Annotated in this window: 15 protein-coding genes; 7 read left to right on the top strand and 8 right to left on the bottom strand. The window is 67.3% G+C overall.

Annotated elements, in window-relative coordinates; all coding sequences use genetic code 11:
* Nucleotides 1–25: 25 nt before the first annotated feature.
* The gene (locus tag DOM45_RS17750; RefSeq protein WP_110602677.1) at nucleotides 26–730 is read right to left on the bottom strand and encodes a haloacid dehalogenase type II; all 705 of its coding nucleotides are present in this window, start codon (nucleotides 728–730) and stop codon (nucleotides 26–28) included.
* A gap of 117 nt (nucleotides 731–847) precedes the next feature.
* Here DOM45_RS17750 and DOM45_RS17745 point away from each other — a divergent pair, with 117 nt between their 5' ends.
* Both DOM45_RS17745 and DOM45_RS17740 read left to right on the top strand, forming a co-directional pair.
* On the top strand, nucleotides 848–1,846 hold the full coding sequence (locus DOM45_RS17745; protein ID WP_110602676.1) for a GlxA family transcriptional regulator: 999 nt from the start codon (nucleotides 848–850) through the stop codon (nucleotides 1,844–1,846).
* A 91-nt stretch (nucleotides 1,847–1,937) separates the two neighbouring features.
* A complete protein-coding gene (locus tag DOM45_RS17740) occupies nucleotides 1,938–3,197 on the top strand; it encodes a TauD/TfdA family dioxygenase (RefSeq protein ID WP_110602674.1) in 1,260 nt (419 codons plus the stop codon).
* A 6-nt stretch (nucleotides 3,198–3,203) separates the two neighbouring features.
* On the opposite strand, the gene DOM45_RS17735 is transcribed toward DOM45_RS17740, so the two are convergent.
* From DOM45_RS17735 to DOM45_RS17720, 4 genes are all read right to left on the bottom strand, one after another.
* Nucleotides 3,204–3,677, bottom strand: coding sequence for a thioesterase family protein (locus tag DOM45_RS17735; RefSeq protein ID WP_110602787.1), 474 nt, complete (start codon nucleotides 3,675–3,677; stop codon nucleotides 3,204–3,206).
* Nucleotides 3,678–3,694: 17 nt separating this feature from the next.
* Nucleotides 3,695–4,666, bottom strand: a complete 972-nt coding sequence (locus DOM45_RS17730) for an L-carnitine dehydrogenase (RefSeq protein WP_110602672.1) — start codon at nucleotides 4,664–4,666, stop codon at nucleotides 3,695–3,697.
* A 99-nt stretch (nucleotides 4,667–4,765) separates the two neighbouring features.
* On the bottom strand, nucleotides 4,766–5,647 hold the full coding sequence (locus DOM45_RS17725; protein WP_110602671.1) for a beta-keto acid cleavage family enzyme: 882 nt from the start codon (nucleotides 5,645–5,647) through the stop codon (nucleotides 4,766–4,768).
* A gap of 142 nt (nucleotides 5,648–5,789) precedes the next feature.
* Complete coding sequence (locus DOM45_RS17720; RefSeq protein ID WP_110602785.1) at nucleotides 5,790–6,809, bottom strand: GlxA family transcriptional regulator; 1,020 nt, start codon at nucleotides 6,807–6,809, stop codon at nucleotides 5,790–5,792.
* Between the two features lie 95 nt (nucleotides 6,810–6,904).
* Here DOM45_RS17720 and tmpA point away from each other — a divergent pair, with 95 nt between their 5' ends.
* From tmpA to argC, 5 genes are all read left to right on the top strand, one after another.
* Entirely contained in the window at nucleotides 6,905–8,035 is a 1,131-nt protein-coding gene (tmpA, locus tag DOM45_RS17715) for a 2-trimethylaminoethylphosphonate dioxygenase (protein ID WP_110602669.1), read from the top strand.
* Nucleotides 8,032–8,664, top strand: a complete 633-nt coding sequence (locus DOM45_RS17710; RefSeq protein ID WP_110602667.1) for an HD domain-containing protein — start codon at nucleotides 8,032–8,034, stop codon at nucleotides 8,662–8,664. Before tmpA ends, DOM45_RS17710 begins: the two co-directional genes overlap by 4 nt.
* 15 nt (nucleotides 8,665–8,679) lie before the next feature.
* Nucleotides 8,680–9,636, top strand: a complete 957-nt coding sequence (locus DOM45_RS17705; protein ID WP_240612451.1) for an ABC transporter substrate-binding protein — start codon at nucleotides 8,680–8,682, stop codon at nucleotides 9,634–9,636.
* 160 nt (nucleotides 9,637–9,796) lie between these two features.
* Nucleotides 9,797–11,047, top strand: a complete 1,251-nt coding sequence (locus DOM45_RS17700) for a pyridoxal phosphate-dependent aminotransferase (protein ID WP_110602665.1) — start codon at nucleotides 9,797–9,799, stop codon at nucleotides 11,045–11,047.
* Between the two features lie 62 nt (nucleotides 11,048–11,109).
* Entirely contained in the window at nucleotides 11,110–12,081 is a 972-nt protein-coding gene (gene argC, locus DOM45_RS17695; RefSeq protein WP_110602663.1) for an N-acetyl-gamma-glutamyl-phosphate reductase, read from the top strand.
* A 54-nt stretch (nucleotides 12,082–12,135) separates the two neighbouring features.
* On the opposite strand, the gene DOM45_RS17690 is transcribed toward argC, so the two are convergent.
* The 3 genes from DOM45_RS17690 to DOM45_RS17680 form a co-directional block, all read right to left on the bottom strand.
* Nucleotides 12,136–13,023, bottom strand: a complete 888-nt coding sequence (locus DOM45_RS17690; protein ID WP_110602661.1) for an NAD(P)-dependent oxidoreductase — start codon at nucleotides 13,021–13,023, stop codon at nucleotides 12,136–12,138.
* Between the two features lie 75 nt (nucleotides 13,024–13,098).
* Nucleotides 13,099–13,605 carry a cupin domain-containing protein gene (locus DOM45_RS17685; protein ID WP_110602660.1) on the bottom strand — a complete coding sequence of 169 codons (507 nt, stop codon included), beginning with the start codon at nucleotides 13,603–13,605 and terminating at the stop codon, nucleotides 13,099–13,101.
* Between the two features lie 35 nt (nucleotides 13,606–13,640).
* Nucleotides 13,641–14,882, bottom strand: a complete 1,242-nt coding sequence (locus DOM45_RS17680; protein ID WP_157958464.1) for an MFS transporter — start codon at nucleotides 14,880–14,882, stop codon at nucleotides 13,641–13,643.
* Nucleotides 14,883–15,042 lie beyond the last annotated feature (160 nt).

Below are 15,042 nucleotides of genomic sequence, written 5' to 3'. Positions count from 1 at the left end.
TGCCGTTAATCAGTCGTCACGAGAGTCAGGGCTGCAGCTTTCCCTCGCGCCTGAGCATCACCTCGAACTGGTCCGCCAACGCCTCCATGTCGGGAGCCATCATATCGGGAGGATCGCCCCAGGGCTCGAACGGTAGTTTGGGGTTGCGCTGGACCCAGGCGGCGCGCAGCCCGGCATAGCGCGCGCCGATGATGTCGAAAGGATTGGCGGAGACCAGCCAGGTATTGTCGGGGCGGCTGTGAGTACGTCGCCGCAGGTGTGCGTAGACGACGGCATCTGGCTTGAACCGTCGCACCTCCTCGACGCTGACGATGTCGTCGAACATCGCCAGCAGGCCGGCGTTGTCGAACAGCAGCTCGATGCTCTGGCGGCTGCCGTTGGAGAACGCCACGCAGCGCACGCCCAGCTTGCGGATACGCTCGAGCGCGGCGGAAACCTCGCTGAAAGCGGGCAGGCGGCGATAGGCAGCCATCAGGCTCTGCTTGAACTCCTCGCCGAAACGGGTACCCCACTCCTGATCGACCAGGTCCAGCGCTTCCCGTTTACACTGGGAGAAATCGGCGTAGGCGCCCATCAGCCCCCGGCGGAAAGCGAATTCGAGCTGCTTGTCGCGCCAGCGATCGGCGAAGCGGGACGCCTCATCGCCGAGCCGGGCGCGGAGCGTGGAAACCACGCCCTGCGTGTCCACCAGCGTCCCGTAGACATCGAAAGCCAGTACCGGTGTCTGCATGTATTGGATCCTTGGTCAAAGTGCTTCATGTCGTTTTTTTTGTCACCATGAGCTCATGGAATCGAAAAAACCCGAACAAAATCATTGTTCTATTTTGTAATCACCGAGTGACATTTCATGCGCCTGGACTACATGGGACCGTTTCCCGAACCCGTGGGTTTTCTGCTCATCCCGCGTTTCTCGATGATGGCGTTCTTCTCCGCGGTAGAGCCGCTGCGCATCGCCAACCGGCTTGCCGGTCGCGAGCTCTACCGGTGGTCGCTGATCAGCGAGGACGGCCGCCCGGTGACCGCCAGTAACGACATGACCCTGCTCGTCGACTGCGGCCTGGCCGATGCCCCCTCCCTGCCGACGCTGGCGGTGTGCGCGGGTTTCGAACCCGAACGCGATTTGCCGCGCCGACTCACCCAGTGGCTGCACCGCCGGGCCAGTGAAGGCTGCCTGCTGGGCGGCATCGATACCGGCCCGCTGCTGCTGGCGGAAATGGGGTTGCTCGACGGTCACCGCCTGACGCTGCACTGGGAGAGCCTGCCGGCGTTTCGCGAGCGGTTCCCGACGCTGGAAGCGGTCGAGTCGCTGTTCGAGATCGACGCCCGCCGCTTCACCTGCGCCGGCGGTGCCGCGGCCATGGACATGACCCTGAGCATGATCGCCGGACGCCACGGCCAGGCGCTGGCCGACGACATTTCCGAGCAGTTGATTCACGCCCGCCTGCGCCCGCGCCAGGAGCACCAGCGCCTGCCGCTGGCGAAACGCCTCGGCACGCACCGCCGACCGCTGGTCGACGCCGTCGCGTTGATGGAACGTCACCTGGAACAGCCGCTGTCGATGACCACGGTGAGCGAACGGATCGGGCTCTCCATGCGCCAGCTCCAACGCCTGTTTCTCGACGAGCTGGGACGGCGACCGCGGGACTACTACCTCGAACTGCGCCTGGATCGCGCGCGTCATCTGCTCGAGGAGACCGACCGCGATATTCTCAGTATCGGTCTGGCATGCGGCTTCGGCTCGGCCTCGAGCTTCTCCCGCGCCTATCGCCAGCAGTACGGGGCGCCTCCCAGCGCATCGCGGCGCCCCCACGGGCTTCCAGCGCCCCCTGCCAATCACGGCCAATAACCTCAATAAAATGGCGGTTAAGCGCAATCCCGGCGCCGGGTCATCCGCCACGCTGAGTCGATCCCCAGCAGCGATGCCTTCGGAGTCCCTCATGTCAGCCGCCTCGGATCCAAGCTCACACGCCCTTCCCGCCACGCCCGACTTCGACGCCTGGCCGGTCGATCACGCCATCACCGGTCTCTCCCACGACGACCGGCAACTGACGATCACCTGGCAGGATGGCCGCAGGAGCCGCTACCACAGCATCTGGCTGCGCGAGAACGCCGCCGATGACAGCACGGTCAACCCGGCGACCCGGGAACGTATCCTCGATCTCTCCCGATTGGGGGCGTGGCCGACCCTCGGCGAAGCCCGCCTGGAAACCAGCGGCGCGGTCACGCTCGAGTTTCTGCCCGAGCGACGCCGCCTGTCGTTCCACCCCGGCTGGCTGCGCGCCCACGACTACGACAACGAGACCGCCACCGAAGCCCCGCTGGTGGCAACGACACGCTGGCGTGGCGCCGAACGCAGCGAACCGACCACGCTCGACGCCAGCGGCTGGATGGACGTCGAACTCGACGCCTCCAGCACCGACCCGCTGCTGGAACAGGCGCTGGAGGCGGTCATCGGCGAAGGGTTGGTCAGACTGCGCAACCTGCCCGTCGAACCGGGCAGTCTCGATCTCATCGCACGCCGCATCGGCCCGCCACGACCGACCAACTTCGGCCACCTGTTCGACGTTCGCGCCAAGCCGGACCCGGACTCCAACGCCTACACCTCGATCGCCCTGCCGCCCCACGTCGACCTGCCGACGCGGGAGTACCAGCCGGGCCTGCAGCTGTTGCACTGCCTGGAGAACGATACCGTCGGCGGCGAGGCGGTGATGATGGACGGCTTCGCCGTGGCCGAGGCCCTGCGCGAGCGCCATCCCGAGCACTTCGCGACGCTCACCCGCGTGCGCTGGTGCTACGCCAATACCGCCAGGACCAGCGACTACGTCTGGTTCGATCCGATGATCAAGCTCGATGCCCGGGGCGAGTTCGATGAAGTCCGCATCGCGGATTTCCTGCGCGGCCCGCTGATGGCGCCATTCGACGACGTCGAGCCCGCCTATGCGGCGCTGATGGCGCTGCAGCGGTTGCTGCGCGAGCCTGAGTTCGCGCTGCGCTTCAGCTACGCGCCCGGTGACCTGGTGATCTTCGACAACCGGCGCCTGCTGCATGCTCGCGACGCCTTCGACGTCAGCCAGGGCGGCCGTCGCTGGCTACAGGGGTGCTATCTGGAGCGCGACGAGGCCCGCTCCCGCCTGCGCATGCTGCAGCGTGCCCGGCGCCGGGAGCGAGTCGCCTCTTCGGTGGCGTCAGGAGCCTGACGCCGGCTAGCCCCGCCTGATACCGATGCGCCGACCGGCAGCGCTCGGCCACGCATCCCCCGCGGCGGGCAGCGTCGTCAGCTCGGCGGCTACCGGCGCGGGGAAAGGTGCCGGGCGTCCGCTGGCCACGTCGATCCCCATCAGCATCTGCTCGCTGGTGGCGAGCACGTCGCCATCCACGTTATTCAGCTTGAACAGCACGTGCAGACGCTTGGCATCGCTGTCGAGCAGCGTCAGTGTCACGCTCAGCCCCTCGCCGCGATGGGCCTGCTGGCGATAGCAGAGGTGGGTCTCGAGGGTGTAGATCGTATAGCCATGCTCGGCGCGACCCGCTTCGTCGAGACCGATGCGATCCATCAGCGCCTCCACCGCCAGCGAGAATACCCGGGCATATTCGGCATCGTTCATGTGGCCGTTGTAGTCGACCCAGGCGTCCTCGACCCGGGTATGGAACAGCGGCTCGTCCGGACTCGCGCTCATCAGATCCGTCTCATTCATTAAATTCGACCCTGGAGCCCTTCGGCCTCCGGCCAGTATTTCCGAGTCAGCGCGAGCAGCTCGGTGAGAAACGCATCGCGGCGTGTCTCGAGCTCGGCAACGCTGCGCCCGGCGGCCTGATGCTCGCAACCGTCGGCCACCTTGTCGATCAGCTCGTCGGTCAGCTCTGGCGCTTCCAGTTTGGTCCACGGCAGTTTCAGCGCCGGGCCGAACTGGTGCAGCATGTGGCGCATGCCGCCGTCACCGCCGGCCAGATGAAAGGTCAGGAAGGTGCCCATCAGCGACCAGCGCAGACCGCAGCCGTAGACCACCGCCGCGTCGATCTCCTCGGTGGTGGCGACCCCGTCGTTCACCAGGTGCAGCGCCTCGCGCCACAGCGCCTCCATCAGCCGGTCGGCGACGTGGCCTTCGATCTCGCGACGCACCACCAGCGGACGCATGCCCAGTGCGGCGTACTGCGCCTGGGCGCGTTCGATCACCTTGGGCGCGGTGTGCTCGCCACCGACCAGTTCCACCAGCGGCAGCAGATAGACCGGATTGAACGGGTGCGCCACGATCACGCGGCCGGGCTCGCGGGTGCAGGCCGACTGCAGATCGCTCGGCTTGATCCCGGAAGTGGAGGAACCGATCACCACGCCCGGCGCGGCCAGGGCGTCGAGCTGGCGCAACACGTCGTGCTTGAGCGCCAGCCGCTCGGGCACGTTCTCCTGGATCAGCTCGGCGCCCTCGACGGCGGCTTCGAGGGACTCGACGAAGGTCAGCGCCGCTGGATCGGCGTTCTCGGCGAGCCCTAGCCGCTCCAGCGCCGGCCAGGCACGCTCGACGAAGGCGCGGGTGCGCTCGGGGGCCGTGGCATCTGGGTCGAAAGCGGTGACCCGGCAGCCGGCAGCCAGGGCGCGGGCGATCCAGCCGTTGCCGATCACGCCGGTGCCGATCACGGCAACGTTGCGGGGAAGTTCGGAAGCGGTCATCAGGGCACTCCATGACGATGCGAAACAGGATTGACGGCGAACGCGCACTCGGGAGATGGCCGGGGCGCGTTCACGTAAAACGGGAGAGTTCAGGCGAAATCAGGGCTTGCGCAGTCCCAGCGACTCGCGAGTCTGCGCCGGCGTCTGCACCCTGCCGCCGAGGTTCTCGGCGATGGCGGCGGCACGCTCGACCAGTTGGGCGTTGGTGGCGAAGACCCCCTTGCTCAGGTAGAGATTGTCCTCCAGGCCGACCCGCATGTGCCCGCCCAGGATCATCGACTGCGCCGCCATCGGGAACTGCTGGCGACCGATGCCGAACGCCGACCAGATCGCGTTTTCCGGCAGCTTGTTGCGCATCGCCAGCATGGTCTCGGTGTCCGCCTCGGCGCCCCAGGGAATCCCCAGGCAGAGCTGGAACAGCGGGTCGCCGTCGATCAGCCCCTCTTCGACCAGCTGACGGGCGAACCAGACGTGGCCGAGATCGAAGCACTCGAGCTCCGGCTTGACCCCGGCCTGCTGGATCAGGCGCGCATGTTCGCGCAGCCAGTCGGCGCTGTTGAGGTAGACCATATCGCCGAAGTTGAGGCTGCCGCAGTCCAGCGTGCACAGCTCCGGCAGCAGTTCGCCCACCGGGTGGTGGCGCTCCGCCGCCGTCTGCAGGTCGGTGCCCTCGAGCCCGTGGATCACGCCATCGCGAATCTCGGGGTAGAGATCGCCACCGCCACCGGCAGTGATGTTGATCACCGCGTCCACGTCGGAGTCGCGGATGCGCTCGACCACCTCGCGGAAGTGATCGGTCGAGTGGCTGATGCCACCGGTCTCCGGGTCGCGTACGTGAAGGTGGACGATGCTGGCACCGGCACGGGCGGCGTCCAGCGCGCTGTCGGCGATCTGGCGCGGGGTGATCGGCAGGTCAGGGTGCTTGCCGGCGGTATCGCCGGCGCCGGTCACGGCACAGGTCAGGATGACGTCGCGATTCATGGAATCCTCTCTTGGTCCGGCCGCGACTCGTTGGCCGTTCGCGGCGGTGCATGAGTGCACCCGGTGGGTGCCTGTCGATGTCATCCATTGTGGTTGTCGCCGGGCCCCGCAAGTTGTCATAAGACGCCATGAAATTGACGCTTCACGACACGCTTCTTCCCCGCTGTGCCGTGGTTCGCGGCGACTCGCCGAACCGTGCCCGGTAGATCCGGGAGAAATGCGCTGGCTGGGTGAATCCTGCCGCCAACCCGGCCTGAGTCACGCTGGTTCGGCTATCGGCGAGGATCTGCCGGGCCCGATCGAGTCGCAGCGATAGGTAGCGACCCTTCGCCGTTTCGCCGCGATAGCGCTGAAAGAGCCGGTTGAGCTGGCGCTGGGACTGGCCGACCCGTTGGCAGATCTCCGGGATCGTCAGCGGCTGCGCCAGATTGGCCTCCATGATCGCCTCCGCCCGACGCACGCTCCGGGGTCGATACGCCGAGCCGGCCCGCCCCTCGCCATCCTCCTGGACGCAGGGGTCCAGGCGCGAGTGGACCAGCTGCCGGCTCAGCGCCGCGACCAGGTTGGCCCCGTGCTCCCGCTCGATGAAAGCCATCATCAAGTCGAGACTGGCCGCACCGCCGCCGCCCGTCAGACGCTGGCGATCGAACCGGTAGCGGGCGTCGCTCAGGGCGAGACCGGGGAACTCTTCCGCGAAGGCCGGTGCGCTCTCCCAGTGAAGGGCAACTTCGAAGTCGTCGAGCAACCCGGCCCGGGCGAGAATGAAGGCCCCCGTCTCCAGCGCCGCGAGCAGACCGCCATGGGCCGCGACCTGACGCAACGCCGCCCAGTGCGACGAGGCCACCGTCGCTTCGGCCTCGTAGGAGGCCACCACGAACAGATTGTCGAAGATCGGCGTTCGCCCCAGTGCCGCATCGACATCGACGGTCACGCCGTTGCTGGCGGTCACCGGCCTACCGTCGTTGGAAAACAGCCGCCACGCGAACAGCGAGCGCCCGAAACGATTGGCGACGCGCAGCGGCTCGAGCAGACAGTAGAGCGTCAGCATCGAGAACTTCGGCAGCAACCAGAGATTGACCGTGACGTCCGCCTCCTCGGGCGACAGCACGGGCGGCAGGTCGGGGCGGGGATAGAGCCATTCCGGCGTCGAATGATCGGACATGGCGAAAAGCGTCGCCGATACGGCCAAAAATATCAATTGCCTCGGCGCGACACCTCCTAGGGTATCAGGACACTGACCCACCGAGAGATGTCGCCATGGATGTTTTCGTCGAGATCATTCCCGGCACCCACGCTCGCCAGCTGAGAGTGGTCGAGGGCAATCGGGAAACGCGCTTCCACGCGCTGTGGCTACGCGAGCGCTCCCCCGATGCGGAAACGCTCGATCCCCGCACCGGCCAGCGGCTGATCGAGGCGGCCGCCTTGCCGCAGGACCTGGCGCTGACCGGCGCAGCGTGTGACGGCGAGACGGTCGACTTGACGTTCAGCGACGGACATCGTGCCCGTTTCCCCTGGCGTGACCTGCATCCGGCGCCGCCGGCCGGCGCCATCCATGAGCACTGGGATGCGTCGCTGGCGATCATGCCGAGTGCCGATTTCAGCCAGGCGCTGGAGCGCGACGACGCCCTGTCGGAGATGCTCGAGGGGCTCGAGCGCTACGGTTTCGTCAAGGTCAGCGGCGTACCGCTGACGCTCGATGGCATGATGCCGCTGGTGGAGCGCCTGGGGCCGCTGCGTCGGACCAACTGGGGCGGCATCGCCGACGTCAAGTCGATCGCCGATGCCTACGACCTGACCATGACGCAGCGCGGGCTCGAACCGCATACCGACAACCCCTATCGCGATCCGATACCCGGCTATATCTGGCTGCACTGCCTGAGCAACGCCGATAGCGGCGGTGACAGCACGCTGACCGACGGCTTCATGGCCGCGAAGCGCCTGCGCCGGGACGATCCCGACGCCTTCGACTGCCTGACCCGCACCTCGACACGATTCCGCTACGTCGACGATGACGCCCACCTGGAAAGCGAGGGTCCGCTGATCGAACTCGACCCCCGCGGCGAGGTGATCCGGGTACGCTACAACAATCGTACCGAGCGCATCCCGCCGTTGCCGCCCGAGCAGTTGGAGCGCTACTACGCTGCCCGGCGCGCCTTCTTCGCGCTGATCACGGCGCCGGAACTGACCCTGACGCCCAAGTTGGCACCCGGCGAGATGCTGATCATGGACAACTACCGGCTACTGCACGGACGCACTGCTTTTAGGCTGAGCCAGGGCGTTCGCCATCTGCGCCAGGGCTACGTCGATCGCGACACCACCGCCAGCCGACGACTGACGTTGCGTCGTCAAGCCGGTATCTCCCTTCAATCGCAGCAGGAGTCCGCATGAACGCCACGTTTACCCGGTTCGATCATAGCCAGGCGGATGACTGGCGCGAGATCGACGTCCACTTTCGCGACTACCGCGAAGGCGTGGTCGATCGCGTGGTCGCGCATCTGCGGCGTCTCGAGGGCGACACTCACGGCTACCCCGTCGACCGCTATACCCACTGCCTGCAGACGGCGACGCGCGCCGAGCGTGCCGGTGCCGACGAAGAGACCGTCGTCTGTGCCTTGCTTCACGATATCGGCGACGACCTGGCCCCGGACAACCACGCCGAGATCGCCGCCGCGATCCTGGAGCCGTTCGTCGACCCGCTGAACCTGTGGATGATCCGTCATCACGAGCTGTTCCAGGGCTATCATTACCGCCACTTCTACGGCCTGGACCGCCACGCCCGTGACGACTATCGCGATCACCCTGCCTACCCGCGCACGGTCCGCTTCTGTGACGAGTGGGACCAGACCTCGTTCGACCCCGACTACGACACGCTGACGCTCGCGCATTTCCGCCCGGCCCTCGAACGGGTTCTGGGGCGTCCGCCGTTCGAGGGCGCCGGGCTGCCAGAGGTCCGGAACGAATCAGCGGAGCCCAGCCCCGGAATCGATACCCGGAACCGACACCCGAAATCGACATAACAACGAGGAGTCATCATGACACTACGCCCCGCACTCGTGGCCGCCACGCTGCTGCCACTCTCGCTGATGACCGCATCGGTCGCGGCATTCGCCCAAGACCCGCAGCCGGACGAGGCCGACAGCGTCAATTTCATCGTCCCCCCCTGGCCGGGGGTCACGGTCAAGACCGAAGTCTTCAGCCAACTGATCGAACCGCTCGGCTACGACAGCGAGACCCAGGAGGTCAGCAGCACGGTCGGCTATCAGACGCTGCAGACCGGCGACAGCGACGTGTTCCTGGCCGGCTGGATGCCAGCCCAGCAGGAGAGCCACGATCAGGCGATGGCCAGCGGCAAGATCGAGGATCTCGGCACCAACGTCACCGGCGCGCGGATGGGCTTCGCGGTGCCCGGTTACGTCTACGACGCCGGCGTTCACAGTGCCGAGGACCTGGCCGCGCACCGTGACCGGTTCGGCGGCCGTTTCTACTCGATCGAGTCCGGCTCGACGGTCAGCACGTTCATCCACGACGCCAAGGACCGGGACCTCTACGGGCTGGGCGACTGGCAGATTCTCGAATCCTCGACGCCGGGCATGCTGTCGGAGGTCGACACCGCCTTCAACGACAAGCGCTGGATCCTCTGGTACGGCTGGACCCCGCACTGGATGGCGCCGGCCTACGACATGCACATCCTCGACGACCCGGAGTCGGTCTACGGCCCCGACAACGGCAAGAGCGAGGTGCGCACCATCGTCAACAAGGCGTTCGCCGAGGCCAACCCCAACCTGATGGCACTGCTCGGGCAGTTCACCCTGACCGCCGACGAGCAGAGCGAGTTCATCGACGGCTATGGCCGCCAGGAGCGCTCGGCCGAGGCGGTCGCCCGGGAGTGGTTGCAGGATCATCCCGACCGCGTCGCCGAGTTCCTCGATGGCATTACCACCCGCGACGGCCGACCGGCACTCGAGGCGGTAAACGCCAGCCTGCAGTAACGTCTCGGCCCGACCGGCATCGTCCTGCCGACGCCGACAAGGCGACGCACGGCCACCGAGCAGGCACGCCCCGCTCGGTGGCTGTTCGTGGCAACGCGGAATCGTTAGTCTGTCACCATCAGCCAGCTTCCACTCCGCGACTCGCCACCACGGGACCACCATGCGTTCAGCCGACCCACACACCCCGTCTCCCCGCTTTGCCCAGTTGACCCGACGCATCGCCGGCGAGGGCGCCAGCGCCTGGAACATCCACTTCCGTGCCAAGGCGCGCCAGGCCCGTGGCGAGGACGTGATCGTCCTCTCGGTGGGCGATCCCGATTTCGACACCCCGCCCTCGATCGTCGACGCCGCTGTCGACAGTCTGCGGCGCGGCGTGACCCACTACGCCGACGTTCAGGGCAAGCCGGTCCTGCGCGAGCGCATCGCGGCCTTTCATCGCGCCCATGGCGGCCAGCCCGGGACGAGCGCGGACCACGTCGCCGTGCTCGCCGGCGCGCAGTGCGGTCTCTACGCCACGGCCCAGTGCCTGCTCGATCCGGGCGACGAGGTGATCGTCCCCGAACCGGCCTACGTCACCTACGAGGCGGTGGTGCAGTCCACCGGCGCGGTGCCGGTGTGGGTTCCGCTGCCGGCCGACGAAGGCTTCCAGCCCCGATCGGCCGACATCGAGGCGGCGATCACCCCGCACACCAAGGCGATCCTGATCAACAGCCCGCACAACCCAACCGGCCAGTGCCTGACGCCGGCGCTGTGGCAATCGATCGCCACGCTCTGCCGCGATCACGATCTGTGGTTGATCGTCGATGCCGTCTACGCCGACCTGGTCTTCGACGGCGAGCACCTCAGTCCCGACAGCCTGCCGGGCATGGCGGAGCGCACCGTGGTGATCAGCAGCCTGTCGAAATCCCACGCCATGACCGGCTGGCGGCTCGGCTGGGTCGTCGGCCCGCGGCCCCTGATGACCCATCTGGTCAATCTCGCCCTGTGCATGCTCTACGGCTGCCAGCCGTTCATCCAGGACGCGGCCATCGCCGCTTTCGACGCACCGCCGGCGGCGCTGGAGGCGATGCGCGAGACCTACCGCCAGCGCCGCGATGCGGTGGTCGAGACCCTGCGCGACAGCGAGACCGTCGCCACGCTGCCACCCGCCGCCGGGATGTTCATGATGATCGACATTCGCGCGACCGGGCTCAGCACCCACGCCTTCGCCGACCGCCTGCTCGACGAGCATGGCGTATCGGTGCTCGCGGGCGAGGCGTTCGGCGCTTCCGCCGCGGGCTTCGTGCGGCTGAGCCTGACCGTGGATGCCGACCGCCTGCGCGAGGCGTGTCGGCGAATCGAGCGCTGCGCCCAGGAGTGCCAGGGCGAGTCCCGACTGGCGGCCCGACCGCTCAACGGCATGACAAGCTGACCCCGAACCCCCACAATAACGCGATCACGATATCGTCAAAGATCACTGGCAGGACAACGCCCATGGCATCTCCGGACTCATCCCAGCGCACCTTCAAGGTCTACGTCGACGGCCAGGAAGGCACCACCGGTCTGCGCCTGTTCGACTATCTCCAGGCCCGCGACGATATCGAGCTGCTGCGCATCGACAGTGACAAGCGCAAGGATCCGGCCGAGCGAGCACGCCTGCTCAACGCCGCCGACGTCGCCTTTCTATGCCTGCCGGATGCGGCCTCCCGCGAAGCCGCGGCGATGGTCGAGAATCCGGACACCTGCCTGATCGATGCCAGCACGGCGTTTCGTACCGACCCGAGCTGGGTCTACGGGCTGCCGGAGCTTGACGAGGGCCAGCGCGACCGGATTCGCGCCAGCAAGCGCATCGCCAACGTCGGCTGCCACGCCAGCGCCTTCATCCTGCTGGTACGGCCGCTGGTGGACGCCGGGCTGCTGCCGGCGGACTATCCGCTCTCCGCCTTCTCGCTGACCGGCTACAGCGGTGGCGGCAAGGCGATGATCGCCGACTACCAGAACGACGGTGACGGCCGCCTGAACGCGCCACGCCCCTATGCCATGGCGCTCGGCCACAAGCACCTGCCGGAGATGCAGCAGCATGGCCGCCTGGCGCAGCCGCCGGTGTTCTCACCGATCGTCGGCCCGTACCTGAAAGGGTTGATGGTCAGCGTGCCGCTGCAGCTCTCGCAGCTGCCCGCGGGCGTGGGCGCGGAGGAGCTGCTCGACGCCTATCGCGCGCACTACGCCGACGAGCCGTTCGTCCGGGTACGGCCGTTCGAGGCACTCGACAATCTGGACAACGGCTTCTTCGACGTCCAGGGCGCCAACGAGACCAACCGTGTCGACCTGTTCGTGTTCGGCAACGACGAGCGCGTCTGCCTGGTTTCGCGGCTCGACAACCTCGGCAAGGGCGCCGCGGGCTCCGCCGTGCAGAACATGAACGTGCATCTGGGGGTGGACGAGGCCACGGGCCTTGGCGTCTGACATCTCGCCCGCCGGGGCCATCGGCCAGCCCGGCCCCGGCAGGTTCGACAGCCGTTACCGGCGGCGATAGCGATCCAGATACGCGTGGATCGCCGCGATGTCCTGCTCGCCATGGCCGGCATTGACCGCGTCGAACCAGAGATTGCGGATCTGGGCCAGTGACGGCAGCGCCTCGTCGTCTCCCGCTTCCAGCGCGAGCCCTGCATCCTTCAGCCCCCACTGCAGCGCCATCTGTGGATCGAAGTCGCCACTGGCGATCGTGTCCAGCTTGAGCTTCATGTAGGGCGTGGCCAGCGGCCCCCCTTCGAGCACCTGCCACAGGTCGTCGGCCGCGAAGCCGAGCGCGTCGGCGAGGTGGGCGGTCTCGGCGATCCCCTGCATCATCGAGATCAGCCAGGCGTTGATGACGACCTTCATTCGCGCGCCCTGCCCGGCCTTCCCCAGCCAGTGGGTCTGCTTGCCCAGCACCTCGAAGATCGGCTCGACGATGCCTGCCGCGCGCTCTCGATCGCCACTGGCCAGTACGACCACCGAACCCTGCTCGGCCGGAGCCTTGGTGCCGGAAACCGGCGCGTCGATGAAGACGATGTCGTCTCGCGCTTCCTCCACCTCGGCGATCAGCCGATCGGTCTCGGCAACGCCGAGCGTCCCCATCTGAATCAGCACCGCGCCTTTTGCCATCCCCGCCAACGCCCCGTGGCCGCCCAGCAGGAGATCACGGGTTATCGCCAGATCCGGCAGCATGACGATGACCGCCTGCGCATCGGCAACGGCATCGGCGGCGGAGTCGGCAAGTCTGGCGCCACCATTGACCAGGTCGTCAGCCTTGTCGGGCGAGCGGTTCCAGACACTGACATCGAAGCCGGCCTCGAGCAGGTTGGCGGCGAAAGCGTGGCCCATGGCACCCAGGCCAAGCACGGCGACGGAGCGGGAATCGGACATCAGCAAGATCCTCGATAAAGTGTAGGCTCCTAACTATAGACGACACCGCCGTTGTTCAAGCGCGAGAGGCTACCTTTACCGCCATAGCGACGGCAGCGATCCGCCGACAGGATCGGCATCCGGCAACGCGACCGCGGCAACCCGCCGGCAGGCGGCGGCGAATCGGGCGGGGTCGCCACGTTCGACTTCCCAGCGCTGCCCCGGGGGGTAGGCGCCGACCATGGCGAAGTCGTCGCTGGAAGCGAGATTGGCGTGACCGACGCCCGCCGGCAGCACCAATACGTCGCCGGCAGCGATCTCGTGCTGACTGCCGTGGGGGCCGCCCAGCCGGACCCGCGCCCGGCCGCGAAACACGCCCAGCGCCTCGTGGGCGGTGGAATGGAAATGGTCGAAATCGAACAGACCGTAACGCCACTCGGGCGGCCACCGATGGGCCGCGAACAGCGCCTCGAACGTCGAGGCGGCGCGCTCTCCTGCGGCATCGATGAGCTGTCGATAGATCAGCACCGGCAGTGGCGAATTGGGAAAGCCACTGGCCTCGTCGGCGTCGATCAGCAAGGCTTCAGGGCGGGATACCGACATCGCTCTCTCCTCTAGACGGGCACGACTCTCGAAGCCTAGGTGGGCGCCGCCGTTCCGTCATCCTCGCGTGCCGTCATCGGCATCCGACGGACGGCGACCAGACTCGCTGCCGCGAACGCCAGCATCGGCCATAGCGACAGGCTCGCCCGGGAGAACGCTTCCGCCATCCAGCCGCCGACCATCGGCATGACGAAGGCCAGGGTGTAGCCGACGAAAGACATGCCGGCGGTCAGCGAGGCCACCGCCTCACCCCGCTCCAGGCAAGGCGGCAAGGCCATGATCAGGGTGAGCTCGAGGGTGATGCCGAAACCGGAAATCACCAGCGCGATCAGGGCGGGCCAACCCTCCATCGCCAGGAACCCGACCAGCCCGAGCACGCCGAGCGCGGCGAAGATGCCCACTGGCCAGCGCCGGCCGATCCAGCGTCGCCCCCGCCACAGCATCACGAGCGAGGCCGCCAGCGGACTGGCATTGTAGAACAGCAGCGCCAGGGCCAGCAGGTCGGTCTCGCCGCGGGCATCGAGTATGCTGCTCATGTAGGCATTGGTCGCCATGAAGAGCCCGACCGACGCGGCCAACGGCACCCCCATCAGCCAGACCCGGCGCGAGCGCAGCGAAATGCCGCGTCGGGAGCCACTCCCGGCCTCCGGTGGCTCGCGGGTACCTCGCGGCGCCTTGCGCAGCTTCAACACCAGCAGCGCCACGATCATCAACGCCGGCAACGACCACAGCAGCATCGCCACCTGCCAGTCGCCGCCGGCCAGTTTCAGCACGATGGGACGGGTGGCGCCGGCGCCGATCAGTTCGCCCACCGTCATGCCGTTGAGATAGACCGTGCTGCCCAGCGCCAGGTGGCGTGGTGTCCAGTCACGCAACAGCGCCGGTATCGTCACCTGCATCAGCGCCAGACCCAGCCCCATCACCACCGAGGCGGAAAACAGCACGGGGGCAGAAAGCGTCAAGCCGCGTGCGCCGGAACCGAGCGTCACGATGACCAGCGCCAGCACCAGCGCTCGCAACATGCCGATTCCCCGGGCAAACCGCACCGCCAGCATCATGCTCAGGGCCAGCACCACGTAGGGTACGGTGGTCAACGCCCCCACTGCCGCGCTTCCCAGCGAGAGCGCCTCGGCGATATCCCCGGCCAGCGGCGGCGCGATCAGAATCGGCAGCCGCATGTAGAGGCCGACCAGCCAGAGCAGGGCCAGCGTGCTCCAGGGCAGTGCCTCGCGGGCGACCGAGGGCATGACAGTGCGTTTGCGAGAGAGAAATACCATGATGCCACCCATGAACGACGACTCGAGCTTGCCGCTCCGCGAGTGCGGGGCGGTCCCGGCTGCCGAAGCCACGTCGATCCGTTCGCCGATGAGAAAAAATCACCGGCTCGGGGTTTCGCGACAGCCGAACCATCTCGCAATCTAGGCAAGTGGCGGGCTG

Source organism: Salinicola lusitanus (genome assembly GCF_003206045.1).
Classification (GTDB): Bacteria; Pseudomonadota; Gammaproteobacteria; order Pseudomonadales; family Halomonadaceae; genus Salinicola; species Salinicola lusitanus.
Note: the sequence above shows the minus strand (reverse complement) of the source record. Positions and strands in the feature narration are given on the sequence as shown.

Bases quoted from the DNA above. Each gene is read 5' to 3' on its own strand.
- argC (WP_110602663.1), top strand. From the start codon at position 11,110: ATGGCATCTCCGGACTCATCCCAGCGCACCTTCAAGGTCTACGTCGAC.
- DOM45_RS17735 (WP_110602787.1), bottom strand. From the start codon at position 3,677: ATGAGCGCGAGTCCGGACGAGCCGCTGTTCCATACCCGGGTCGAGGAC.
- tmpA (WP_110602669.1), top strand. From the start codon at position 6,905: ATGGATGTTTTCGTCGAGATCATTCCCGGCACCCACGCTCGCCAGCTG.
- DOM45_RS17705 (WP_240612451.1), top strand. From the start codon at position 8,680: ATGACACTACGCCCCGCACTCGTGGCCGCCACGCTGCTGCCACTCTCG.
- DOM45_RS17750 (WP_110602677.1), bottom strand. From the start codon at position 730: ATGCAGACACCGGTACTGGCTTTCGATGTCTACGGGACGCTGGTGGAC.
- DOM45_RS17725 (WP_110602671.1), bottom strand. From the start codon at position 5,647: ATGAATCGCGACGTCATCCTGACCTGTGCCGTGACCGGCGCCGGCGAT.
- DOM45_RS17680 (WP_157958464.1), bottom strand. From the start codon at position 14,882: ATGGTATTTCTCTCTCGCAAACGCACTGTCATGCCCTCGGTCGCCCGC.
- DOM45_RS17710 (WP_110602667.1), top strand. From the start codon at position 8,032: ATGAACGCCACGTTTACCCGGTTCGATCATAGCCAGGCGGATGACTGG.
- DOM45_RS17685 (WP_110602660.1), bottom strand. From the start codon at position 13,605: ATGTCGGTATCCCGCCCTGAAGCCTTGCTGATCGACGCCGACGAGGCC.
- DOM45_RS17740 (WP_110602674.1), top strand. From the start codon at position 1,938: ATGTCAGCCGCCTCGGATCCAAGCTCACACGCCCTTCCCGCCACGCCC.
- DOM45_RS17700 (WP_110602665.1), top strand. From the start codon at position 9,797: ATGCGTTCAGCCGACCCACACACCCCGTCTCCCCGCTTTGCCCAGTTG.
- DOM45_RS17690 (WP_110602661.1), bottom strand. From the start codon at position 13,023: ATGTCCGATTCCCGCTCCGTCGCCGTGCTTGGCCTGGGTGCCATGGGC.
- DOM45_RS17730 (WP_110602672.1), bottom strand. From the start codon at position 4,666: ATGACCGCTTCCGAACTTCCCCGCAACGTTGCCGTGATCGGCACCGGC.
- DOM45_RS17745 (WP_110602676.1), top strand. From the start codon at position 848: ATGCGCCTGGACTACATGGGACCGTTTCCCGAACCCGTGGGTTTTCTG.
- DOM45_RS17720 (WP_110602785.1), bottom strand. From the start codon at position 6,809: ATGTCCGATCATTCGACGCCGGAATGGCTCTATCCCCGCCCCGACCTG.